This is a genomic window from Vibrio sp. Vb0667, from assembly GCF_033391095.1.
Map to the genome: position 1 here is coordinate 21,741 of NZ_JAWPOL010000006.1, position 23,384 is coordinate 45,124.

Below are 23,384 nucleotides of genomic sequence, written 5' to 3' on the forward strand. Positions count from 1 at the left end.
TCAGAACTCTACTATATATCGACAAAATGAATCTAATTTCATTAAACGAGTTGTGAAAGCCATCCTAACTCCCTCATTTCCTTCCAGTTCTACAAACTAGTAAGTGGCGGTGTAGAACTTGGGAACAATACTGAAGAGCTACGATGGCGTTTACTCTCTTTCGTCTAAGTCAGCTCGATTTGGCGCAAAACCCCAGACTCAGAAGCGAAATCTTGGTCGTGACTAATCAGAACAAATCCACCTTTGTATGTGTTTAACGCCTGACTAAGCATTATTTTTGACTCGAGGTCGAGATGGTTATCTGGTTCATCAAGCAGCAGCAAAGGCTGAGAATTTTGGTGGCTGACTATCAGCATCGCGAGCTTCATCTTCTCGCCACCGCTCAGTAGGCGCCCCAACCGAAACACTGCATCTCGACGAAAACCGATCCCGGCCAATAAGGTCCTCGCTTCACTTTCCGTCATCTCTTGGCAGCTCTCCATTACGTTCTCAAGTAACGAAAGATTTGGATTCACTGCACCAAAATGTTGGTCGAGATAATACAAAGGCGTATTCACTTGCAACTCACCACTCTGCAACGATAACTCGCCAAGCAACGTCTTTAACAAGGTTGATTTTCCGCAGCCATTTCTCCCTTTGAGATGGACTTTGTCGTTCGCAAAAATCTGCAACGTGATAGGCGTAGAATTCCCAAAAGGTAATATACCTTCTTGTATCGACAACACTTTTCGCGAACGGTTCGGATTATCTGTAAGATAAAGCTTTTGCGCCTTGAGTTGCTCATGTCGCGATTTCAACGCCTGTTCTTTGGCTTGTAAATGCGCTTGTCTGAGTTGCTCATTCTTATTGCGATTTGAAGCGCTGGCGGTCGCGCTATCCTTTTTTCCATCAAGCAAAATTTTGGGCTGACTGCCGCCTTTGCGCAGTTTGTTCCCTTGCGCGGCGCGTTGGTCTGCTTTTTCGCGATTTTTCTGGGCTTGCTCGGCTAACCGTTTTTTCTGTTTATCGACTTGCGCTAACTGCCTCTCGACCGCTTGCAGTTCAGTGCGTTTTTTCTCGGCGTACACATCGTAATTTCCACCAAAAGCCTGTAAACCTAGGCCCGATAGCTCCCAAATTTCCTCCATCTCTCGCAGCAGCTCACGATCGTGACTGATGAGTAAAATCGCACCGCTGAAATGCGTCATAGACTCTATCAGCCATTGTTTCGCCTCGGTATCGAGGTGATTGGATGGCTCATCGAGAATCAAAAGATCCGTTTCGTTTTCAAATAACTGCCATAACTGCAAACGCGCCAACTGACCACCACTGAGCCGAGCACAAGAGAAATCAGGGTCTTGCGGCAAGCCCATCGCAGCAAGCTGCTGTTTGAGTTTCAGTTCAATATCCCACTGTTCGCCAACCAGTTCGAACCAATGCTCAGAAACATCACCTTGTTCAATCTGCTTCAAAGCATGTAAGACCGCATCTTTGCCCAGAAACTGGGCGATCGATTGCTGACCTGAAAGCAGATCAGACGGCTGCTGGCAATACATCATGAAAGAAGAGGGAGCAGTCACAACACCGCTGGCAGGCTGAATTTCTCCCGCTAAAATGGAAGCCAAAAGCGACTTGCCGATGCCATTGCGCCCAACCAAACCAACACGTCGTTTAGTCATGGAACAAGAAATAGACTGGAATAGCGTATCGCCATTATCAAACTGATGGCTAACATTAAAAGCTTGTAAAACTGGCATAATTTGCCTCCTGTATGACAGGGACAACAGCCGTAGCTATGATTTGAAATGGCAACAAAACGCGTGCACAAACGCATTAAGCTCTATGTAAAGCTCGACGATATACGTCAAATCAAAAAGTCGTCTTGTTGCAAAGAAATATCGGAAAGTGAGCTACGCCTACTAACCCTGCAGATCCAAAAAATAAGTAAAAATATGGATAACAGGTTTAGTTCTTCATGTTGGCGTAATCTCCTAGAGAAATGATGCGCAGAGTGTAGCCGCTTTTTTGTTCAAGAAGCAAGCTTTCTAACCAAATGTGAACAAAAAGAAAGTTTCACAGTAAGTTGTTATATCACATTAACTTTTTAACAAGTCTTTGAACAATTTCGAGATCTTAGCAACACAATTTTTATCCAAGCCATACTATGCTTAGGGTAAAGATAATCCACATAAGGGCGTGGTTATGAAATACAAACATATCCTTGTTGCACTCGAACTGTCAGATGAAAGCACCGTGCTTATCGACAGAGCGGTATCAATGGCAAACTATCTCGACTCCGATATCTCTTTTATTCATATTGATGGTACGCACGGAGAAATCTATCGTGAGCTTGTAGACATTAAAGAAAACCCGGATCAAAGGCCGTTGAATGAGCATTCAATGGAATGTTTAAAAACATTTAGTGATTACATGGACTACCCACTTAAACACTTCTTTGTAGGTACGGGTGATTTGGCTGATAAATTGGAAGTCACCATTAAAGAGCAAGAAGTGGATCTGCTGATTTGTGGTCACCACCAAGATTTCTGGAGCAAGATCATTTCTTACTCCAGACACTTAATTAACAAGTCACCGGTGGATATTCTAGTCGTCCCTATTCATGATTAGTAAAACGTAACGCTTCCCAAAACCACCAATTTATTTGGTGGTTTTTTATTGATATTGAAACAGCTTAAACAGTTTTCCAAACTAGCTTGGCGATCATTTATGAGTTACATTTTCTAACCAACCCGCGCTCCTACTGGGCATGGTTATTTAGATAGCAAGGATCCCTATGGCAAATAAAAAAGTACTCATTCTCTTTGCTCATCCTTCCCAGCATCGTTCAGAAGTGAATACTCCACTTTTCAAAGAAGCTCAAAAAATTGAAGGCGTGACATGTGTTGATCTCTATGGCGAATACCCTCGTTTCGATATTAATATCGACCGTGAGCAGCAACGCTTACGTGAGCATGACGTGGTGATTTTCCAATTCCCACTATATTGGTATTCAACGCCTGCGATTTTAAAAGAGTGGCAAGATCTGGTTTTGGAATATGGCTTTGCTTACGGTACAGATGGCACAGCACTGCAAGGCAAGACCATGCTTTGTGTGCTGTCTGCAGGGGGCAAAGAAGAAGCTTATAAGGCAGAGGGCTACAACCACTTTACGATTCGTCAACTGCTTGCGCCTATTGAACAAATGTCCGCACTGACCGGCATGAACTACATTGCCCCTCTCGCGATGTTTGGCGCACGTACAGCAGATGAAGAAGGGCGAATCCCTCGTCATGTTGAGCGGTACAAGAGCCTGCTAACAGCTTTAGTCGAAGATAGGTTGGATGTTGAAGCTGCGGCGTCATTAATCAAGCTTAACAGCGCATTGCCAGAGCTCATTAAGGAGGCTTCATGACAGGGATATTCTTACAAGCCTTCGTATATTTGATTGCTGCTGTAATTGCAGTCCCACTTGCTAAGCGTTTGGGACTTGGGTCCGTTTTAGGCTATCTCATCGCAGGTGTGGTTATTGGCCCAATTATCGGTTTAGTCGGTGAAGAAACAACAACAATCCAGCACTTTGCCGAGTTTGGCGTGGTGATGATGCTGTTTCTCGTTGGCTTAGAGCTCGAACCCAAAATGTTGTGGGCGATGCGCAATCGCTTAATGGGCTTAGGAGGTCTGCAAGTCGGCGGTACCGTCGCGGCGATTATGGGTATTGCCTTATACTTTGACCAGCCTTGGACCATAGCCTTAGCCATAGGTTTGATCTTCGCCCTCTCTTCTACTGCGATTGTTTTGCAAACTTTTAGCGAAAAAGGATTAACGAAGACGGAAGGTGGACAAAACGCTTTCTCCGTGTTGCTTTTTCAAGATATTGCAGTGATACCAATGTTGGCGTTCATTCCCCTATTGGCCTTACCTGAATTAATTGAACAGGCACAGTCCGCAGCACAAACAGCCGCAGCGCACCATGAAGAATTAAGCCTCGTTGCGGGGTTGCCAGGCTGGGCATACGGCATCGTAATCACAGCATCGATAGCAATCGTCGTCGTTGGTGGACACTTTTTAAGTCGACCGCTGCTCAATTATGTGGCTAGCTCTGGTTTGCGAGAAATCTTTACCGCAACTGCACTCATGCTTGTCATTGGTATCGCTGCACTGATGAGTTTAGTGGGCTTATCTCCTGCCTTAGGAACCTTCTTGGCTGGCGTTGTATTGGCGAACAGTGAATTCCGCCACGAGTTAGAATCCAATATCGAACCATTTAAAGGCCTATTGTTAGGTCTGTTCTTTATTACCGTTGGCGCAGGGATCAACTTCTCGGTCCTTTTTGATAATTTCTGGTTGGTCATGGCATTGACCATTGGCGTGATGGTTTTGAAAGCCTTGGTGCTGTTTATTCTTGCACTGATATTTAGGGTGAAAGGCAGCAACCGCTGGCTGTTTACCCTAAGCTTGGCTCAAGCAGGTGAATTCGGCTTTGTGCTTCTAAGCTTTTCAGTGCAAAACCACGTCATCCCATTTGAACTCTCACAAACTCTTGCGTTAGTGGTTGCGATTTCGATGTTCCTGACACCAGGTTTGTTTATTCTGTTTGATAGAGTGATTCTGCCGCGCTTTGAAAGCCAGTCAAATGAACGCGAAAGCGATACGATTGAGGAAACAGGCACGGTGATCATCGCCGGCATCGGCCGCTTTGGACAAATAGTGAATCGCCTATTGGTATCAAACGGCGTGACTACCGTGGTACTTGACCATCAATCTGACCAAGTCGATAACATGCGCCAAATTGGCACTCGCGCCTATTTTGGCGACGCGACTCGACCAGATATGCTACATACAGCCGGCATTGAGCACGCCGCTGCTTTGGTTGTGGCGATTGATAACCAAGAATCGAGTGTAGAACTGGTGAAGTACGTTAAGCACACGTACCCAAAAGTAACAGTGATTGCACGTGCCTTTGACCGTGGACATGGCTATCTTTTGCGTCAAGCGGGGGCTGATATTATTGAATCAGAGACCTACCATTCTGCATTGGAGATGGGCGGTCATACAATGAAAGCCCTTGGCATTCACCCCTTCTTCGTTGAACAACAGAAGGCGACATATAAGCGTGTTGAAGCACGTAAGTCAGAAATACTTTACAAAGCTTGGGAGGATGATTCTGAAGGTGAACGCTATGACAACAATTTCCGACAACTGTTTATTCAGTTAGAGGAGAAAATGGCGGAAGAGATGCAAAAAGATCGTCATGACAAACTATCGCGGTCAGAACGTGGTTGGACACCGCCACCTAAAGGTTACGCCGATGACTTTAATGAAGATAACGTCCAAGAGCTAACACCACCAAGAGAAGAGCCTATCCAACGATAACGCACTCCATATTAAAAACCTCCCACTTGGGAGGTTTTTATTTTTTCAGTACAGAGCCACACGCCGTGCAGGATAAAATGATCTTCTCGATATTACATAAGATCATTCATTAAAATCTCATACTCTTCGTTTGCTTCTTCCACTAAATGAGAAAGCTCTAACGCATCAGTAACTGCAAGATTGAACTGCCACGGAGTTGTGTCTTCTTTACCACAGATTCGAGTTTCACACCCACGACTCTCAAAAGACAAATCATCAAACTCTGTGGTGTGGCGCTCTTGAAGTTCAACAATCTCAACTTCTAATTTACCGACAGGATTGACTTTAACGTGGGCATGTAACTCCGAACTGTTAGACAAACAATAATCTCTATGAACCGCAATCATGGCCGCCTCCTTGGTCTGCCAACTGACAACTCAACATTGAGTGTAGACGAGGGATTTTGAACGTGGCGTGAAATAATAATGAAGATTGATCTGTCTCATTAGAACAGACAATTGTTGTCATGAAGGCATGAGCCAGTATGAATCTCATCTGATTTAAACTGTTCTGAGATCGTAATAGTTGGCATTTACCGAGACTTTCCCTATTATCGAAACAAAATTACTGTGGTCATTCTTTAGAGGTCAGTATGGAGCTTGAAGCCGTTGCTAAAGCACTAAAAGAGTTAGGGCATCCGACTCGTTTAAGTATTTACAAAGAAGTCGTCAAAGCGGGATACAAAGGTATCGCGGTAGGCGGCGTACAAGAAAAGCTTGGCATTCCAGCATCCACTCTCTCTCATCATATCTCGAGCCTTGCTTCAGCTGGTCTTCTCACCCAGCGCCGCGAGGGTAGAACCCTTTTTTGTGTTGCAGAGTATCAGTGCTTAGATGACGTAATTGGTTTTTTAAAAGCAGAATGTTGCGTTAACGAGTGCTCATAAATTTCTAGCAAAAACGAGAGAGTTTGAGTTTCTATTGAACTTCAGCAGAACGTGAATGACGATGAAAAACATACACACCGAAGTTGCTAACCTCGGTGTGTACATCTTCTACTTCGCGACGAGTAACATCGACGACTTAGATGGTACGATTAACTTACCGTCAGTTGGAATGATTTGTTCTGTCATCAAATCAACCCAATTACCATCGATTTTTAATGTCAAAGACTGTTGACGCTGTGATTTATTAAGCACCACAATACCTTTGTCACCTCGCTTCAGTACGAGCATGTCATCGTTACCTTCAAGAACACTCATCGGCTCGCCATGCGTCATATTATGGAACTGGATCATTTTTGCCATTCTCGGATCGCTCCATGCACCTTGCCATCTTGGCTGACCATTTTTACCTTTAATACCGCTGGTGTTTAAGTCGGTATAAATCAACGGCACACCACCATCTCGGCCTAGAATATAGGCATAAGCTAACCATTCGTTCTCCTCGTCCATGATGAGATCAAGAAAGACATCATTGTTAGGAATATCATGTGTGATAGCAAATGTAATCGCACGACCGGGGGACAGAGCCTGACCAAAACAATAGGGATCAATCAGAGACTTGAAGCTGCCCTTTTTAGCAAACGCCTTAAACATGGTTGAGAACAAAGGGAAATCGTACGCACCTAGGCGAGTTTCCTGTAGATACGGCTCAAGAAACAGCTGATACTCTTCTTCCGTCGCACCGCCATCGGTAATAATTTCACCAAATATATGCACATCCCGCGTGATGTCGTCTGTCCAAACACGCTTAAGATGCTCTAACGTCATGTGTTTCGCAGCGTCAATACGAAAACCTTTCACACCAATAGCTTTCAGCGCCTTTAGGTACGCTCGCTGCTGCTCAACGACATGGTCACAAACACGAAGAGTTGGCAAGCCAGGATCGGTTGGCCCACCTGTGATACGTCCGTTTTGAACCTGCCACTTATCTTTCCAGTCTTTGATGCCGAATGCTTCAACAAAGTCCTCTTCATCAAAAAGTGGTTGAGATAGATCGCCAAACAACGCTAGCGACTGATATTTCTGTTTGTCGTTCTGGTATTCCTCCAAGACCTCTTGTCTTGGGTACTGAAGGTCTCTGCGAAGGTGGGCCTCATTTGCCATATGGTTAAACACTACGTCGGCATAAACCCACACACCAACTTGCTCCAGTTCACGAACCATATGAATAAAATCTTTGGTATCACCCAAATCATTATCGATAACACGATAATCTTGTGGTTGATAACGCTGCCACCAGCGCTCATCGTGTGCGCTTTTCATTGGTGGCGAAACCAACACAGAGCCATAACCAAGCTCGCGGATTTCTTTTGCTCGTTGGGCAATGTCAGCATACTTCCAATCAAACGCATGTAAGATAACGTTTGCACCGAATGATTGTGTTTCCTGTGAGCCACTCATGTTGTTCTCCTGCTCGTTTCCACTCACGATTACTTGTTTGCATTTTTTTGTGAGTGAATTCAATAATCGAGATTATAAAAGCTATTCATCAGAGGCACTCACCCTTTTAGCACTAACTCAAGGCTGAAATCGAAGGCGTAGCGACTCATCCATTGCACAGCGATAAATCGTTCTGAGTGAATAACGGGCACACGACATACAACCCGAACAGACCAACACAAAACTAAGGCATTGTTTTGATTAACAAAAACTTAAATTTAAAAAGATAGAACATAAGACCTATGTACGCCCTAAAATAGGCCCAAAGGATAAAAATAGCCAAGCCAACCCGTTGAGTAATCAATTGTTAATAAAACGAAACTGGCAGATGGATCACGTTTGGCGCGTTTCAAAAATCCAGTAAATCACCATACCTAGCGTTAAAAGACTAAAGATTTCCGTTTGTATCTGTCCCGAAATGACTTCAAAATGCGAAACTTAGCTTATCTCTATGGGGTATGCTCTACCTTGGAGGATAATAATGAATATCAAAGAATTTTCTGACCTCGTCGGGCTATCTGCTCATACACTTCGATACTATGAAAAAATCGGTTTACTTAAACATGTCCATAGAAACGCGAGTGGACATCGAATGTATAGTTCGAAAGATCTAAACTGGATAAGCTTTGTTAAGCGTTTAAAAGAAACTGCAATGCCACTTGAAGAGATTCTAGAGTATGCCAAATTAAGGGAAGTCGGCTCTCAATCTGTACCACAACGTCAAGCTCTGTTAGAACAACACCAAGAAAACCTCAAACGCCACATTGATCAGCAGAAAAAGCACTTATCGGCTCTAGAAGAAAAAATTGCCTTGTATAAAAGCGGAAAAGTTCGTTGACTTAGAGTTAACTCTAACGATTAAGGTGTGTTTACGTTTATTCACTAGGAACATACCGATGGAACAATCACGCTTTAACAAAGGATTAGAACTACTCTCGCAAATTGATGGCGACGCTGGTCATAATGTCATCGAAACCTTACAAGATATTTGTCCAGATTTAGCTCAGTACACCATTGAGTATCCGTTTGGCGATATTTATGCTCGCCCGGGCTTAGACCTAAAATCGAGAGAAATCGCAACCGTCGCCGCGCTAACGGCAATGGGGAATTGCGCGCCGCAACTAAAAGTGCACTTAAATGCAGCGCTGAATGTAGGCTGTAGCGAGGATGAGATTAAAGAGATCATTTTGCAGATGTCCGTCTACGCAGGGTTTCCCGCGGCATTAAACGGCATGTTTGCATTCAAAGAAGTGCTAGCGGAAAGAGCAGAGCAATAACGACGTTGAAATCAATTTAACCGCAATTAAAAACGGCCCTTGGGGTTCGGGCCGTGATTAAAACAACGAGTGAATTAGCGCTCAGGAGTTTCAAGCAGTTTAACCGCGCAATCTACCGCGTTGTTAATGCCTTGACTGCTCTCCAACTTGCCTGAACTTGCAGGACCAAGGGCACAAGAATACAAAGCCAGCTGCTTATCGAACGGCAGATCCAACTGTTCATAGAGATTTTGTCGGATTCTTGCATGTTGTTCTGGTTCTTGGTTAGCAAGGCTAATCAACGTTTCATAAATAAGCGTTTTCATGTCTTTCCCTTTTCACTTTATTGCACGGGGTGCATATATATTGTATCCATTTGGGAAACACAAATCAGAAGCTAGGTCACAGAACGCGTCGCTAAAAAAGTTTATGTGCGCGGTAAATTGCAATACAAACCTAAAGCCGTTTAGAAAAAGGGCAACTGATAACTCGATAGATCAGCCGATTAACTAGCATTCGCCGCTGTTTGTTTATAATCGTGTCCGATATAAACAAAAACGTCGCTGTATCAGCGACGTTTTATCTCGACTTTAGTTAATCGAACCTGTTTAGTTGAAGTGCACTAGCATTTCAACGTCATCGCCTTGCTCTGGAGCCTGAAGAGCGAAGTGCACGTACCCTGCTTCAGTAACAGGAATCGCAAGGTATTCATTGCTGCCTGCATAGTTGGACGCATACTCGTGCTGCTCTACTGTAGGCCAATGCTCCCTACTCGCGTATAGATCGACATTACCAGTTTGAGAGTGAGCCGTTAGCCATACACGAACCTCTTCTACACCTTCAGGCACATGAACTGCTGCATAACGCTGCTTGTGAACGGTAAGCATTTTGGCTTCACCAGACTCTAGTACCACAGGTGCTAAATCATCTTGCACTTGGGTTGGCGGTGTTTGCGCTTCCACTTCTAACGCAGCCACAAGATTTACTGAGTCATAGCTATCACGTCCAGTTAAGCTGATGTAGTAACGACCCGCTTTAACGTAACCATCTTGCTCTGGTTCAAACACAATCTCTTCATTGCTGCCATCAGCATATTGACTCATTTCGAAATCATAGTAATGCGCGACTTTGTTGTAGCTCATGTAAAGATCCGCATCACCCGCACCCTCAATAGATACATTGAAGTTAACGGTGTTGGCTGGAACATCAACGTAGAACAGTTTTTCGCTGTATGCTTCGCCACTGAGCTGAAGGCTTTGGTTCGCCGTCAATTCAGTCACTTGTGCTTCAGGGCTTGTTGGTTCTGTTGGCTCTTCTGGGTCTGTATCAGGTTGCTCAGGTTCCACTTTTAATGTGTCCAACCAACGTTCAAACTCAGCATCGTATTGTTGACCTAAAGACGTCACCTGCTGTGCCCATTGTTCGAACTGGCCAGAGCGCGACAATGCCAACAAGCTTTCGACGTCTTGTGGATGATTTTCTAACATGAATCGAACAGCTAGATAACCCCAACGATAGATACGATTGGTATCGTGAGAGTACGTGGTATCAAACACAGTGGAAAGGCTCAGTTTACCATCTGCAATCAGCTCAATCGCAGCTTGGTAACCTTGCTTGTAATGCATGTATTCAGCAAAACCTTCTAGCCACCAAACAATATGACCATGAGCCAAGTTATCGCTGAACGAACCGTATTGGTTAAATCGTGCATCTAAATAGTGCGTGTATTCATGTTCTAGGTTCAAGATAGAGAGATCTTCACCATTCGCGTAGCGATAAGCGACGAAACGCGCAGTATTGTCCGCTTTTGAAGGGTCACCTTCTAGGTACTGACCACCGTTGTCCGTTGTATTACCAAATAGGAATGAAGAGTAATCAACGTAACTAGTGTTACTCGCGAATACCGCCACTTCAACACGATCATTCAAATCATCAGCGACAGGTTGATTACCCGTATTCGCAACTCGATGGAAGTCGGCTTCTTTTGCCGCTAGCACTTCACACGCTTTCGCTGCTTGAGCATCGGTCAGATCCTCAGAGCGAATAATGGCAGGTCCCTGACATTCAAAACGATTTGGCATTACACGTGCAGCTAAATCTTGCTTGGCTTGCTCAATATTCAGACCATTTAGGCCTTCTGGTGCGTAGTAGCTCATCATTTCAACGGCAGCAAGCCATAGTTTGTCATGCTCACTACCCAGTGGATAACGCTGCATCACCTGTTGCATTACTGCCAATGCTTTGCGTTTGGTCTCCTGATCTGGGCTCGCGAGCAAACGACCAGTTTCACGTAATGCATTGAAAACGATAAAGCTTGCATCCGTATCTAATGCCCAAGCATTATCAGATGCGAATTTCACCAACGTATCAATATGGTGTGTATTGTTTGCCATGTATCGGTAGAACGCATCGTTCGCCGCATGGCCTGCCATAGAGCGGAACAAGTTGTTCAAACCATCGACCCATTGCGTGTCCTGCGCGGTTTCACGATTAAAGTGCATCAACGCGACCATCATGCTATCCATGGTCAGCGGCAACTGCTTAACGTTATCAACCATCAAAGTCAGGCTCTTCATTGCACCAACTTGTTCACGACCCTGATCCAAAGCATGAGGGTTGTTTAGGAATAGGTTCGTCGACTGAGCAAAACGCTGACTCAACGCTTGCGAAAACTCAGGTGTACCAGTACCAGCGTTGTAGCGAACGTAGTAGGCCGCTCGAACAAATTCGCCTAAGTTCTCTAGAACACGGGCTTGATCTGCTTCACCACGATAGCGAGCGATTTCTTGATCCAGCGCGACTTGGATACGGCTTAGGCTCGCTTCACTATAGATATCATTCAGCGTTTCTGAAGGTGCTGAAAACCAAGCGTGGTAGCAATCATACTCAGCACCAGAAACGGCAGTAGCCAGATCTCGCGATTGTTGTAAATCAGCAACAGCACACTGATTTTGTGCAAAAGAGAAGCCAGACACACTCGCTAGCATACAAGCAAGCGCCAAACGATGGCGCGGGAAAAAACGGATATGAGACATAACAACACTCATTGATTATTAACATACATTGAGTGGGGATTTATATTCTTTACAGCTCAAACAGTGAAATCAGTGTCATAAAATTTATGAAACCGCTCCCAAAAATAGGTTTTTTACTCTAATTAAATGGGAGCAATCCCACTCCCAAAAAACTCACAATTATCAATAAAAACATTAATTTACCTTTTTCTAAATAACGACTTTATGAGGAAAATTGACCTTAAACGCCCCCCTTAACTCTTCCAGATAGAGTTCACGACAATCAAAGGTTCTAAATTAAATTTTGATGCTTGATACCATCTATTTTTATTTGTGACTCATTCCCAATAAGTCATCGAGTGCATATCAAAAGGCTGGCGTTAATGGTAAATTCTCCGCCAAATCAAACACATTTACTCCTCCAGTCATTGATGAGTGAATAAAGCAGATATTTGGCTAGGGATAATACATGTCACTTTGGGGATTTTTGGGAGCGGGGATTGCCTACTTCATGACAACGTTTGCCTTTGTTTTTGGCGGCATTTTTTGGTTATGTGCTGAAGGTAATACATTAAGAGAAACAAAGCGCCAATCATCAATAATGTCCGGGGTTATTGCTTGTACTATTGGAACTTGGGTGCTTGCTTTTGGTGTTTACGTTTACGGTTACTTTTGGGATAACTCTTCTCACTATTATTTTTATTTGCTCGCTCCATGGGGACTTGCCATTTTTGGGGTAAAACTTCGTAACCGCTGGGTTAAGCAATACGCGCGTGTAAAACACGCAAAAGAAGAACAGTGGCAAAAGCGCTGGCGAGAATTATTAGGGGAAGATACTGAAGATCTTCCACCATATACACATGATTACGAGCTCTACTCGGGCATTTGGCAAGCCAATGAAGCGCTCCGAGAACAGTGTTTTGCGGCCCTTCCTCACGGGAAAGCAGTCTACGAGAGAGTGAAAGCCTTCCAAACGATGGCCTCCCCCGCTGGTGACATAAACAATCAAGTTTTGCTGAGTAAACTCGATCAACTAGAGGATGAAATCATTCAAGTTCTTGAGCAACACTCGCAAAAGAAAGTAAGCATTGAAACTGGCGCTGGTACTTTACGCAAAGAGTCAAAACGCAATGTTTATCACCATGAGAATAGCCCAACAGAAGAGCAACTGTACGACTCAATCAACCTCCAACATGATTTGGATCGAGAGCTACGCAACATTATCTATGATCGGCTCGGTTACGATGGCGAAGATGAGTACTTTTTCCTCCAAGCGCCACTCGAAGAGCTTACCGAGAATGAAACCGCAATCAACTGGATGCTCTGGGGGTTAGTAAGCGACCATTTTGCTGTTGACCCATACCAAACGGCGTTGGATCTCAGCCTAATGAATGCGGAACCAAGATGGGGGCAAAATGAACGGTTTGTAATGATTACGGCTCAATAAACGCAAGTACTAAGTCTAACTTTAATACAACCTATTCTGAGACCACCCTCGCGTTGGTTAACTTAGCCAATAAGCGGCCAACGCGATCGCGCATTTCACGTCTATCGACAATCATATCTAACGCACCATGCGCTAGTAAAAATTCACTTCGCTGAAACTCGTCTGGTAACTTTTCACGTACCGTTTGCTCAATGACCCGTCTTCCCGCAAAGCCAATACTTGCTTTAGGTTCACCAATATTGATGTCTCCTAACATGGCTAAACTCGCCGAGACGCCACCATAAGTTTGGTCCGTCAATACTGAGATATAGGGTAATCTGTGCTCAGATAAGTGGTTTAACGCGGCGCTGGTTTTTGACATTTGCATGAGAGCCACCAAAGACTCTTGCATGCGCGCCCCTCCGCAAGCGGAAAAACATACTAACCCAGATTTTGTATTAATTGCGCTTTCAACTGCTCGGACAAACTTCTCGCCAACCACTGCGCCCATCGAGCCTGCCATGAAAGAGAATTCGAATGCACACGCAACAACAGGCAGCCCCAATAACTTGCCCTCCATCACCACCAACGCATCTTTTTCTCCAGTCGTTTTCTGTGCTAAAGCAATTCGCTCTTTATATCGCTTTAAGTCTTTAAAACCCAAAATATCTTGTGGCTCCAACTCACTTGCCAACTCTTGTTGTGTTCCATGGTCCAGAAAAGAGATCAACCTTTGACGCGCAGCCATTCTCATGTGATATGAGCATTTAGGGCATACTTCCAAATTTTCTTTTAACGCGGCACGATAAAGTATTTGTTCACACTCAGGACACTTTGTCCAAACGCCCTCAGGGATAGACGCTTTGCGCGAACCTATTATATTTTTATTCTCAAATAACCGTTCTAACCAGCTCATAAATTCACCACTATTGATTACGTCCTAGCGCGATATCTCGTTGTTTGTTCGCTTAAACTTGTAAATAAAATTGTATGTAACTTAGTACAGGGATAAAGTGCGATATGCTGGCTTGATAATCCAATAAAGTGGGATAATGAAATGTTTGATAACGTTGACCAAATCTGGTTAAAAAGTTTTCACTGTGTTTATGAGAACAACAGCTTTAAGCGAGCCGCTGAGTGTTTGAATATACCAACATCAAATATCAGCCGACACATTGCCCTGCTTGAAGAAAAGTTAAACATTAGGTTGTTCAATAGAACAACAAGGCGAATGACGCCTACCGAGGCTGGAGAAGAGCTCTATAGCAGCACTCGTCCGTTATTGGAGCAACTCAACGCCGCACTAGAAACGGTAACGCGCCACTCACACACGGTAACAGGGGAACTGCGAATTCTTATGCCAGGCACACCTGTACTCGCCAAAGCGGTTGTCACCTTTTGCACGCAATACCCGTCAATCTCTTTGTCTTGCGATACAACGCTAAACCCTAAAGATGATGTTATTGACAGCTTTGATGTCATTTTGAGTTTTCATAGAGGGACTTTGTCAGACAGTAACTGGGTGGCGAGAGAGATAAAACGCTGGCCCAGTGCCATTTTAGCCGCGCCTCAACTAATTGAGAAATACGCCACCCCTTACAAAATTACGGATCTAAGTCATGTTCCCTGCATCACGACGCTTACCGCAGTAAATGGTGCACCATGGGTATTCAGAAGCCCTGCTGGGGGCCATATTACTCAAACTGTGCAATCTTCATTCAAAGTAAACAGCGGTCATCTCGCCAGATATGGCGCGTTATCAGGGCTTGGGTACGCAATATTGCCAATTGAGTCATGCCAAAATGAGATCAAAAATGGTGAGCTAGAAATCGTCACTCTAGAGTACGAACCTGAGGATTTAGTGCTTTACGCCTTTTACTCGTCTAGAAAACATGTAGCTAAGAAAATATCTATGTTTGTTGAACATTTAAAGCAAAATGCGAAACTTAACGCTTAGCTAAGCTTTACTCAACTAATTTATCATATTTTGTTTTATCGTCTAGAAAGGACAGACACCGCTAAGCGATTTGAGACTCGATTTTTTCAAATAAAAAAGCCAGCAATTAACATTTACTGGCTTTTTATTAAAGAGGGTCAGTTGGCGTTTAGATTCTAAACGCTCCCACGTGACGATCGAGTGTTCGCGATAGCTCCGCGAGTTGTTGACTTGATGCTTCTAGTTGCTCACTCGCCGTTAGCGCACTTTTCACTGAGTGGCTGACGGTATCCATGTTCATATTAATTTCGTTTGCTACCGTTGATTGCTGTTCTGTTGCGGTTGCTACTTGAGTATTGATATCTGAAATAGTCGTCACTTGTGCAGCTATTGCTTCTAAAGCCTGTCGAGCTAACTCGGTTTCTGCCGTTCCTTCTTCAATAAGAGTCTTACTATTGCTCATTGAATTCACCGCACTTTGAGCTTCAGTTTGTAGCTGGTGAATCATGTTGTCAATTTCATCGGTAGAATGAGCCGTTTTAGTCGCTAGGTTGCGAACTTCATCAGCTACGACTGCAAAACCTCGGCCGGCATCACCAGCGCGTGCAGCTTCGATAGCCGCATTGAGAGCCAATAGATTGGTTTGCTCCGAAATACCTCTAATCACCTCTAGAATACTACCAATCGACTGAGTATTTTCAGCAAGACTCACGATAATGTTGGAAGTGCTGTTCATCTCGTTTTCAAGATTAGTCATCGCCGTTTTGGTTCTTTCTAGCGTCGTGTAGCCATCTTGCGCTTCATTACTTGCTGCACTCGCAGCATTTGCCGCTCCAGCAGCATTGGAGGCAATTTCATTGACCGTCGCAATCATTTCGTTCATGGATGTGACAACCAGCATGGTTTGCTCGTTCTGCTCTTGCCCTCTTGTGAGCGCTTGTTGAGATTGCCCACGCAAAGCGACAGCTGAACTATTAAGCTCCACACCAGTATTTACAACTTGTGTAATAATCTCATGTACTTTCCCAACAAAAACGTTGAAAGCAGAAGAAATTTGCGCGACTTCGTCATTACCTTTCGCTGGCAAACGAACGGTTAAGTCTCCGTCTCCTTTTGAGATGTCTTGTAGAGCGTCTTTAAGCGCAGAAAGCGGTCTCATCAGTTTATTTAGCAGAAGTGACAGAATCAAAACACACATAACGAAGATCGCCACCATAGAGATCAACTGGTAAGTAATAATTCCATTCGTCGCTTGGCTCACTTCGGTAATAGGAATACCAATATCAAAAGTACCGTATAACTGACCATCCACATAAATTGGTGCCATGATGTCAAACACCCATACTTTCTGTACATCGGCATACCACTTTGAGTACTGTTGAACACCTCTCGTCGCGCCTTCAACAGTATATTCGTCGTTATAGGTTTTGTTCAGCTTGTGCTTATCACTGTGGGCTACTGCCGTCACGTTACGATCAATTACAACGGCATAGCTCACGTCTGAACGTTGTTTCAGCCCCTCAACAAGCGATTGTAAATCTTGCATTGGATTGGCTGAGTTCTCCAAAATATAACTCGCATTTCCCGCTAGAAACTCAGCTTGAACTTGGGATTTGTTTAAGATGATGTCATCGATTTTCTGACTCGAAATTAGGTACGTTGATGCCATACTCGCCACGACAGCAATACCAAACATGGCGCAGACTGCTAATAAGATGATTCTTTTCATTATAATTGTCTCAATACAATTCAATTGATGCTCATTAATCGAGCGCTAAGCCTTTCTTCTCCAAAACCAACCAAACTGCATTTTGGGTCTGTTTGGCAGAGCAAGACATAACTTTATAACTATGTATCTGCTTGGTTCCCGATTACTTTAGACAGAAGGAAAAAAAGTCTTCAAAACGTCACATTTCTACGAGGTTTGGCGAAGGGACGAGTACGCAAAAGGAAACGTTTGCATAGTTAAATTTAACTATGCGACCAAATTGGTATCGAACATTAAAGAAAAGAGTTCTAATTAGCGTTTTGCCGTCGGGAGCGCTGTGGTCAGTGCTCCCGTTTTATCATTTAGTATCTCAGGTTCAGATATTAGAGCCACAATTGCAGCGGTTGTAATCCGAGATGCTTGGTGAAGCGAGAATGACTTGGTTTGTAGATATGGCAGCGATGTCGGATCGAGTGATTCTCAATCAAGAATCGGCAGCAAAACATGCAAACCAAGGCATGAAGCCATTACCCATACAAAAAGAAAGGAAAAGAGTCTTTATCATAGAGTTTAACTCGTCAGCGATATGTATCCATGCATACCCATGTATAAACCAACTGCACTGATCAAGACGCCCGATAAGTAAGGAGCTCGACGTGCAACATCATTCAAACCGCTCCATTTAGATGTCGCTTTTTGCACGCCCACTGCTGCCACAACGCCAACAGCAACCAGAGTCAAGGCTAAGCCAATACTGAATGACACAACTAAAGTCGCACCAAGAGTCATTGCCTTAAGCTGCAAACAGATAAGCAAAACCGTTACCGCAGCAGGGCATGGAATCAAACCGCCCGTTAATCCAAACAGCAGAATTTGCCCATTCGTCACGTCTCGATTCTCAAAGCGTTTTTGAATGTCTAAAGCGTGAGCGCGTTCGTGAGCATCTTGATATTCCTTATCTTCGCTTTCTAAATGAGAACCAGGACGGAAATGTACATCAAAGTCATGGGTATGATCATGGTGCCCGATGATCAAAGTGACAGAAAGTCCATTAGAGACTTTAATGCAAGACGCCGATTCCAAGTATCCATCACGCTCTATAAAGTTATAGATATCAGCAGGTTGATAACCATCACTCGATACCGAAACCTTGATACCTTCAGCAGTTAAAGGTTTACCGCTGAGTGTTCGCAACTGGAAACGGTGATGCTCCCCTTCCTCTGTAATCGAAAGCGAAACATGCCCATGTCCTGTATCCACAACTTGCGTCGTCCAGTCGCGAGCATGATCCTGAGCTTTGTTCCAAGCTCGCTCATCGCTCCATGTCCGCCAAAACATCCATACGCCGGTTGTCACGATAATGACCCCAGAGATAAGTTGCATCCATGGTTCAGCCGCTTCAGCGGTGAATTTCTGGCTAACATACATCCCGCCAACAGCGATTAACCATACAATTGCAGTGTGAGAAAGTGTGGCAGCTAAACCCAGCATCACGGCTTGTTTGACCGTTCCTTTCACCGCGACAATGAACGCCGCCATCATCGTTTTAGAGTGCCCAGGTTCTAAACCGTGCAAGGCGCCAAGCAAAATGGCACTGGGAATAAAGAACCACCCATTACCTTGTTGTAGTAACGCGACAAAATCCATTGTTGTTCTCTGTTGTTGATTCTAATTTATCGCAAACTATACTCCCCCCTAGTATTAAATACTACCCCCCAGTATAAATTGAGTGCTACATTATCAGTTAGAATAACTCGGCCCGTAACTTAAAGAAGATAAGACATGTCGCATACAACCAGAGATCAAAAGAAGCTCAACACTCGAGTCAGTAAAATACAGGGTCAGGTGAATGGACTTAAAAAAATGCTGGAAGAAGAGCATGAATGCCAAGATGTGTTGCAGCAGATTGCCGCTATTCGGGGAGCAGTAAATGGTTTGATGCGAGAAGTAATTAAAGGTCACTTACTTGAACACGTCGTACTTGAGGAAGACAAAACTCAACGTGAAAAAGATATGGAAGTCGTATTAAAAGTACTGGACTCTTATATAAAGTAACCCTACTTCGCTAGAGTAAAGTCACTAGGGTTACACTCGAATATATCCTTTATATGTAATCGCTTACTAAGCGGGAAATAACAATTCCATTTCATATTGATTAAGTTGAAAATGGAACCTATATCGGTTCAAGTTAAATAGTTTATTTATAAGAACTAAAACGGCCCAAACATAGGGCCGTTCATATTATTAAAAAACTCTAAACTATCTGATAAAAATACATATTGTGATAGGTTTTTACTTTATGGAAGAGTACAAGTAAACCTTTATACCTCTTGTAATTCGACGTGCTTAGCGCTGTAAGATTTTGTAAATGCAACACACCCCAAAAGTACAGCAAGTGGTAACACAGGATCAAAGATTGAACCATGAGATCCGAAGAATAAGTTAAGAATCATGACTAATGAACCACCAATAGCCCAAGCAATTGTTGTTGGAATAGTCCAAATAATGAGTTGTTTCTTAACCTCAGTCACCCCCATTAATCGATTAACAATATGGAATAGCGAGTCATTAAAGTAGCCAGCAAATAGAGATCCCATCGTAGCTGCCGTCGCTGCGAATAAAAGGTTAACGTCAGGAATATTCACTAAAACTGGGGCAGATATAGAAGCAGCGGTTATCATGGAGACTGTACCAGAGCCCTGAATAATACGAACTAACGTCGCAATAATAAATGGAATCATAACCGCAGAAATAGGAAGCCCTGCAACTTGGTTAGCAATCTCTGCGCCCGCACCCGTTTCACGCAATACGGCACCTAACGCGCCACCAGCTCCTGTTACTAACAAAATGATGCCACAAGTGGAGATTCCTTGTTCCATCTTTTCATTCGCTTCTTCTTTGGTAAGGTTATTACCCAATGTGTAAACCGCTAATAACGTCGCTATTGATAGTGCAATAGTAGGGCTGCCGATAAAAGCGATAAATTGACCAAATGTTGTTGCAGTCAGCCCTTCGAAACCGAAAGTCCCCTCTAATAAACCCATCACTGATTTCGCAAGTATAAGTAAAATTGGGATAATAATTGGAGCGATAGATTTACTTAAAGATGGTAGGTCTTTCGCTTCTTTACTTGCAATGTACTCTTTGTGATCATTAATCAGTTGCTCACTAGACTTCGAGAAATGTTCGGTTGGAATGAATTCAGGAAACTGCTTTTCTAACCATCTTGCATACCAAACAATACCCATGACACAAGGCGCTGCGATCATCAAACCAAAACCTAACATGCTGGCAAGATCGACACCAAAGATACCAGCAACTCCCAAAGGCCCTGGAGTCGGCGGAATAGCGTGATGCGCTACGACCAAGCCGCCCGCCAGAGCAACCGTAAGCGTTAAAATCGAGCGATTGGACGTTTTTGACAAAGACTTCGCTATTGGATAAAGAATGATAAGCGCGCTATCCACAAAGATTGGGATGCTAACAATATAGCCAGTTACAGCAAGAGCGGCCTCTTCTTTCTTTTTTCCTAACCACTTTATAAAATTATAGGCAATACTTTCTCCTGCTCCAGAAGCCTCTAAAATAGCCCCCATCATAACGCCGAGACCGATGACAATCCCTATACCGCCTAATGTTCCACCAAATCCTTTGCTAACGGTCGCAATCGTGTCGTCAACACTTAACCCACCAATAATACCTGCGATACATGCCGCAATTAACATCGCAATTAACACATGTACTTTTGTACGTAATACAAGAAAAACAAGGACTGATACGGCTACTATTAGTCCAATTACTGAGGTTGGTAACATTAGACAATCTCCATATTGTTAACAGAAATAAATTGTTGTAATACATCCTTGAAATTACTGTCTGATTTAAATCCAAGCTCCAGTTCTTTAGTACAATCAATTTTTTGTGGCCAACTACTCACAATACGATCAATACCCGCATCATGCTCATAGGTAATATAATTAGAAAGTTGTTTACCCATTAGAGTGTCCATTGTTTGAATCATCTCAGCTGGTGTAGTTTGAATACCAGGTAAATTAAGCGTTCTATAGGACAGATTATTTAACTGCTCATAAGGCATTAGCCCTGCATATTGAATATTGTCCACCACTCTAGACGGGCTCGATATCCAAAGTTTTAGCGTAGGGTCTACAGGACAATTTGATTCTTGAGCATTCAAAGGCTCACGAATAATTCCGCTTACGAAAGAGCTAGCGGCAAGGTTTGGTTTCCCAGGGCGAATACAAATAGTCGGTAAACGTACGGATACAGCTTTAACAAAGCCTTTACGGGCATAGTCGTTCACCAATAACTCACCTATAGCTTTTTGCGTCCCGTAGGATGACTGAGGATGAAGTGCTGTTATTGGTGTAATCGTTTCCGGAAGATCACCACCAAATACAGCTAAAGATGAAGCAAACGTAAAACGAATATTAGGGTTTACTTTACGGCAACGCTCAAGCAATAACTGTGTGGTCGTCAGGTTTACAGCTACGCCTAAATCAAAATCTTGCTCAGCATGGCTCGATACAATTGCCGCTAAATGAAAAATGTGTGTCGTTTCGGCAGTAATAACTTGGTCTATATTTTCTCGCTTTGTCATATCCATGACTAAAGAAACGACTCGGTCATCAATGCCCTCTAAGCGCGACTTTTGAATGTCGACAATAGTAATACTTTCAGCTTTGTTTTCTTTTAGTAGTGATTTGGCAAGTAGGGTTCCGAGAAAACCCGCCCCTCCAGTTATGATAATATTCATAGTCACGACCCTTTGTTTTTGTAATTGGTTTCAAGTTATTTATGGATAGAAATTAAAATTGTTATAGGTATGGTTTAACCCAACTAAGGCCCAGCTGCGTGCTATGCCTTGGGTTGTATTCACAACCGATCCAGCCTTGGTAACCAGAGTCATCCAAAACATTGAATAGGTGTGGGTAATTCAGTTCGCCTTCCGATGGTTCGTGCCTTTCAGGCACAGAAGCAATTTGAATATGGCCTGTGTATGGCGCCACATCGCGAATCAACGTACTCAGATCACCGTCCATAATTTGTGCGTGATAGAGATCGAGCTGCAATTTCACGTTTGGACGAGCCACTTGTTTGATGAGTTCCACCGCTTCACGTTGATGTGCAACGAAGTAGTTCGGTACATCGCGATTGTTGAGTGGCTCAATCATCAGCTCAACACCATGTTCGGCAAACTTATCCGCTGCATAACGAATGTTTGAGATAAAGGTTTCAATATGCTGATCACGAGTGAAGCGTGAATCAACAATGCCAGACATAGCGTGAACCTTTTTACAGTTCAGTGCCTTGGCGTACATCAGCGCAGTCTCGACGCTCGTTTTAAATTCATCCTCACGCCCCGGAATAGCTGCAAAACCTCGTTCACCTGCATCCCAATCACCTGGAGGCATGTTGAATAACGCTTGCTCAAAACCAAACTGCTGTATCTTGCTTGCTAGTTCTTGCGCTTCGAATGCGTATGGGAAAAGGTATTCCACCGCTTTGAAGCCCGCTTGGTGTGCTTTTTCGAAACGATCTAGAAAAGGAACTTCTGTGAATAACATTGTCAGATTTGCCGCGAATTTAGCCATTACTTACCTCTCCCTTTTAGGTCTTGAATCTCAGTATCCGTTAAGTAGCGGATGTTGCTGTCTTTAAGAATGAACGCTAGCTTCGCTGTCTCTTCTAGCTCTTCTGCGTTATCCACTGCATCTTCAAAGTCCGTACCCGTGATCACTGGACCATGGTTCGCCAGGAGGAAAGCTCGGTAGTCACTAGCCCGTTGCGCAAGTTCTTCAGCAATCTGAGGGTCGCCCGGGCGCAGGTACGGAATCACTGGCAGTTCGCCAATGCGCATTACAAAGTAAGGTGTAAAAGCTTTGATGGCATTCTCGCGATCTAGACCTTCAAGACAAGAAAGCGCCGTCAAGTAAGTAGAATGCAGATGCACAATCGCATTACACTTTGAGTTATTTCGATAAATCGCCAGATGAAAAGCGACTTCTTTTGATGGCTTTTCACCAGAGATATGGTTGCCATCAATATCCACAACCGAAAGCTCTTCAGCAATCAAGCGGCCGAACGAAGAACCAGTTGGCGTTGCCAGAAAGTGTCCATTAGGCAGTTTTAGAGAAAGGTTGCCAGCGCCGCCAGTCGCATAGCCACGTTCAAACATAGAGCGCGCCATAGTGACCATTTGCTCTCGCAGTTGTTGTTCTGTCATCAATTCTTTATTCATCACAACCTCAC

At 43.8% G+C, this 23,384-nt stretch carries 21 protein-coding genes; 9 read left to right on the forward strand and 12 right to left on the reverse strand.

The window, feature by feature from the left end; all coding sequences use genetic code 11:
* Positions 1-164: 164 nt before the first annotated feature.
* Complete coding sequence (locus tag R8269_RS08920) at positions 165-1,736, reverse strand: ABC-F family ATP-binding cassette domain-containing protein (RefSeq protein ID WP_064369130.1); 1,572 nt, start codon at positions 1,734-1,736, stop codon at positions 165-167.
* A gap of 445 nt (positions 1,737-2,181) precedes the next feature.
* Here R8269_RS08920 and R8269_RS08925 point away from each other — a divergent pair, with 445 nt between their 5' ends.
* The 3 genes from R8269_RS08925 (at position 2,182) to R8269_RS08935 (ending at position 5,352) form a co-directional block, all read left to right on the forward strand.
* Entirely contained in the window at positions 2,182-2,607 is a 426-nt protein-coding gene (locus R8269_RS08925) for a universal stress protein (RefSeq protein WP_005375398.1), read from the forward strand.
* A 166-nt stretch (positions 2,608-2,773) separates the two neighbouring features.
* Positions 2,774-3,391, forward strand: coding sequence for an NAD(P)H-dependent oxidoreductase (locus R8269_RS08930; RefSeq protein ID WP_005375391.1), 618 nt, complete (start codon positions 2,774-2,776; stop codon positions 3,389-3,391).
* Positions 3,388-5,352, forward strand: coding sequence for a monovalent cation:proton antiporter-2 (CPA2) family protein (locus R8269_RS08935; protein WP_054574447.1), 1,965 nt, complete (start codon positions 3,388-3,390; stop codon positions 5,350-5,352). The genes R8269_RS08930 and R8269_RS08935 overlap by 4 nt, the downstream gene beginning before the upstream one ends.
* Before the next feature lie 92 nt (positions 5,353-5,444).
* Here R8269_RS08935 and R8269_RS08940 read toward each other — a convergent pair whose 3' ends face one another.
* Positions 5,445-5,738, reverse strand: a complete 294-nt coding sequence (locus tag R8269_RS08940; RefSeq protein ID WP_005375389.1) for a hypothetical protein — start codon at positions 5,736-5,738, stop codon at positions 5,445-5,447.
* A gap of 245 nt (positions 5,739-5,983) precedes the next feature.
* Between R8269_RS08940 and R8269_RS08945 the strand changes: the two genes are divergently transcribed.
* Complete coding sequence (locus R8269_RS08945) at positions 5,984-6,277, forward strand: ArsR/SmtB family transcription factor (protein WP_005375388.1); 294 nt, start codon at positions 5,984-5,986, stop codon at positions 6,275-6,277.
* 108 nt (positions 6,278-6,385) lie between these two features.
* On the opposite strand, the gene R8269_RS08950 is transcribed toward R8269_RS08945, so the two are convergent.
* On the reverse strand, positions 6,386-7,735 hold the full coding sequence (locus R8269_RS08950; RefSeq protein WP_054574448.1) for an alpha-amylase family protein: 1,350 nt from the start codon (positions 7,733-7,735) through the stop codon (positions 6,386-6,388).
* Between the two features lie 520 nt (positions 7,736-8,255).
* Here R8269_RS08950 and R8269_RS08955 point away from each other — a divergent pair.
* Both R8269_RS08955 and R8269_RS08960 read left to right on the forward strand, forming a co-directional pair.
* Complete coding sequence (locus R8269_RS08955; protein ID WP_017635251.1) at positions 8,256-8,612, forward strand: MerR family transcriptional regulator; 357 nt, start codon at positions 8,256-8,258, stop codon at positions 8,610-8,612.
* 58 nt (positions 8,613-8,670) lie between these two features.
* Positions 8,671-9,051: a carboxymuconolactone decarboxylase family protein gene (locus tag R8269_RS08960; RefSeq protein WP_054574449.1), complete on the forward strand. Its 381-nt coding sequence runs from the start codon at positions 8,671-8,673 to the stop codon at positions 9,049-9,051.
* A 74-nt stretch (positions 9,052-9,125) separates the two neighbouring features.
* Here the strand turns inward: R8269_RS08960 and R8269_RS08965 are convergent, their stop codons facing one another.
* Complete coding sequence (locus R8269_RS08965; RefSeq protein WP_005375384.1) at positions 9,126-9,356, reverse strand: PAS factor family protein; 231 nt, start codon at positions 9,354-9,356, stop codon at positions 9,126-9,128.
* Positions 9,357-9,638: 282 nt separating this feature from the next.
* Positions 9,639-12,065: a M9 family metallopeptidase gene (locus tag R8269_RS08970; RefSeq protein ID WP_213907585.1), complete on the reverse strand. Its 2,427-nt coding sequence runs from the start codon at positions 12,063-12,065 to the stop codon at positions 9,639-9,641.
* Positions 12,066-12,513: 448 nt separating this feature from the next.
* Between R8269_RS08970 and R8269_RS08975 the strand changes: the two genes are divergently transcribed.
* Positions 12,514-13,491, forward strand: a complete 978-nt coding sequence (locus tag R8269_RS08975) for a hypothetical protein (RefSeq protein ID WP_145472128.1) — start codon at positions 12,514-12,516, stop codon at positions 13,489-13,491.
* 31 nt (positions 13,492-13,522) lie between these two features.
* On the opposite strand, the gene accD is transcribed toward R8269_RS08975, so the two are convergent.
* On the reverse strand, positions 13,523-14,386 hold the full coding sequence (gene accD / locus R8269_RS08980) for an acetyl-CoA carboxylase, carboxyltransferase subunit beta (RefSeq protein WP_017821534.1): 864 nt from the start codon (positions 14,384-14,386) through the stop codon (positions 13,523-13,525).
* Between the two features lie 141 nt (positions 14,387-14,527).
* Here accD and R8269_RS08985 point away from each other — a divergent pair, with 141 nt between their 5' ends.
* Positions 14,528-15,427 carry a LysR family transcriptional regulator gene (locus R8269_RS08985; RefSeq protein ID WP_213907583.1) on the forward strand — a complete coding sequence of 300 codons (900 nt, stop codon included), beginning with the start codon at positions 14,528-14,530 and terminating at the stop codon, positions 15,425-15,427.
* 148 nt (positions 15,428-15,575) lie between these two features.
* Here the strand turns inward: R8269_RS08985 and R8269_RS08990 are convergent, their stop codons facing one another.
* Positions 15,576-17,135 carry a methyl-accepting chemotaxis protein gene (locus tag R8269_RS08990; RefSeq protein WP_031778895.1) on the reverse strand — a complete coding sequence of 520 codons (1,560 nt, stop codon included), beginning with the start codon at positions 17,133-17,135 and terminating at the stop codon, positions 15,576-15,578.
* 549 nt (positions 17,136-17,684) lie between these two features.
* Positions 17,685-18,761, reverse strand: a complete 1,077-nt coding sequence (locus R8269_RS08995) for a nickel/cobalt efflux protein RcnA (RefSeq protein ID WP_206949069.1) — start codon at positions 18,759-18,761, stop codon at positions 17,685-17,687.
* A gap of 135 nt (positions 18,762-18,896) precedes the next feature.
* Between R8269_RS08995 and rcnR the strand changes: the two genes are divergently transcribed.
* Positions 18,897-19,169 (forward strand): Ni(II)/Co(II)-binding transcriptional repressor RcnR, encoded by a 273-nt coding sequence (rcnR, locus tag R8269_RS09000; RefSeq protein WP_005375370.1) that lies wholly within the window; start codon positions 18,897-18,899, stop codon positions 19,167-19,169.
* Between the two features lie 266 nt (positions 19,170-19,435).
* Here the strand turns inward: rcnR and R8269_RS09005 are convergent, their stop codons facing one another.
* The 4 genes from R8269_RS09005 to R8269_RS09020 form a co-directional block, all read right to left on the reverse strand.
* Entirely contained in the window at positions 19,436-20,929 is a 1,494-nt protein-coding gene (locus tag R8269_RS09005) for a GntP family permease (RefSeq protein ID WP_005375369.1), read from the reverse strand.
* On the reverse strand, positions 20,929-21,888 hold the full coding sequence (gene denD / locus R8269_RS09010; protein WP_005375367.1) for a D-erythronate dehydrogenase: 960 nt from the start codon (positions 21,886-21,888) through the stop codon (positions 20,929-20,931). The genes R8269_RS09005 and denD overlap by 1 nt, the downstream gene beginning before the upstream one ends.
* A gap of 61 nt (positions 21,889-21,949) precedes the next feature.
* Positions 21,950-22,726 carry a 2-oxo-tetronate isomerase gene (gene otnI / locus R8269_RS09015; protein ID WP_005375365.1) on the reverse strand — a complete coding sequence of 259 codons (777 nt, stop codon included), beginning with the start codon at positions 22,724-22,726 and terminating at the stop codon, positions 21,950-21,952.
* Positions 22,726-23,373 (reverse strand): aldolase, encoded by a 648-nt coding sequence (locus R8269_RS09020; RefSeq protein ID WP_005385078.1) that lies wholly within the window; start codon positions 23,371-23,373, stop codon positions 22,726-22,728. Before R8269_RS09020 ends, otnI begins: the two co-directional genes overlap by 1 nt.
* Positions 23,374-23,384 lie beyond the last annotated feature (11 nt).

Bases quoted from the DNA above. Each gene is read 5' to 3' on its own strand.
- R8269_RS08970 (WP_213907585.1), bottom strand. From the start codon at position 12,065: ATGTCTCATATCCGTTTTTTCCCGCGCCATCGTTTGGCGCTTGCTTGT.
- R8269_RS08940 (WP_005375389.1), bottom strand. From the start codon at position 5,738: ATGATTGCGGTTCATAGAGATTATTGTTTGTCTAACAGTTCGGAGTTA.
- R8269_RS09020 (WP_005385078.1), bottom strand. From the start codon at position 23,373: ATGAATAAAGAATTGATGACAGAACAACAACTGCGAGAGCAAATGGTC.
- R8269_RS08950 (WP_054574448.1), bottom strand. From the start codon at position 7,735: ATGAGTGGCTCACAGGAAACACAATCATTCGGTGCAAACGTTATCTTA.
- R8269_RS08945 (WP_005375388.1), top strand. From the start codon at position 5,984: ATGGAGCTTGAAGCCGTTGCTAAAGCACTAAAAGAGTTAGGGCATCCG.
- otnI (WP_005375365.1), bottom strand. From the start codon at position 22,726: ATGGCTAAATTCGCGGCAAATCTGACAATGTTATTCACAGAAGTTCCT.
- R8269_RS09005 (WP_005375369.1), bottom strand. From the start codon at position 20,929: ATGTTACCAACCTCAGTAATTGGACTAATAGTAGCCGTATCAGTCCTT.
- rcnR (WP_005375370.1), top strand. From the start codon at position 18,897: ATGTCGCATACAACCAGAGATCAAAAGAAGCTCAACACTCGAGTCAGT.
- R8269_RS08955 (WP_017635251.1), top strand. From the start codon at position 8,256: ATGAATATCAAAGAATTTTCTGACCTCGTCGGGCTATCTGCTCATACA.
- R8269_RS08965 (WP_005375384.1), bottom strand. From the start codon at position 9,356: ATGAAAACGCTTATTTATGAAACGTTGATTAGCCTTGCTAACCAAGAA.
- denD (WP_005375367.1), bottom strand. From the start codon at position 21,888: ATGAATATTATCATAACTGGAGGGGCGGGTTTTCTCGGAACCCTACTT.
- R8269_RS08985 (WP_213907583.1), top strand. From the start codon at position 14,528: ATGTTTGATAACGTTGACCAAATCTGGTTAAAAAGTTTTCACTGTGTT.
- R8269_RS08960 (WP_054574449.1), top strand. From the start codon at position 8,671: ATGGAACAATCACGCTTTAACAAAGGATTAGAACTACTCTCGCAAATT.
- R8269_RS08930 (WP_005375391.1), top strand. From the start codon at position 2,774: ATGGCAAATAAAAAAGTACTCATTCTCTTTGCTCATCCTTCCCAGCAT.
- accD (WP_017821534.1), bottom strand. From the start codon at position 14,386: ATGAGCTGGTTAGAACGGTTATTTGAGAATAAAAATATAATAGGTTCG.
- R8269_RS08995 (WP_206949069.1), bottom strand. From the start codon at position 18,761: ATGGATTTTGTCGCGTTACTACAACAAGGTAATGGGTGGTTCTTTATT.
- R8269_RS08925 (WP_005375398.1), top strand. From the start codon at position 2,182: ATGAAATACAAACATATCCTTGTTGCACTCGAACTGTCAGATGAAAGC.
- R8269_RS08920 (WP_064369130.1), bottom strand. From the start codon at position 1,736: ATGCCAGTTTTACAAGCTTTTAATGTTAGCCATCAGTTTGATAATGGC.
- R8269_RS08935 (WP_054574447.1), top strand. From the start codon at position 3,388: ATGACAGGGATATTCTTACAAGCCTTCGTATATTTGATTGCTGCTGTA.
- R8269_RS08975 (WP_145472128.1), top strand. From the start codon at position 12,514: ATGTCACTTTGGGGATTTTTGGGAGCGGGGATTGCCTACTTCATGACA.
- R8269_RS08990 (WP_031778895.1), bottom strand. From the start codon at position 17,135: ATGAAAAGAATCATCTTATTAGCAGTCTGCGCCATGTTTGGTATTGCT.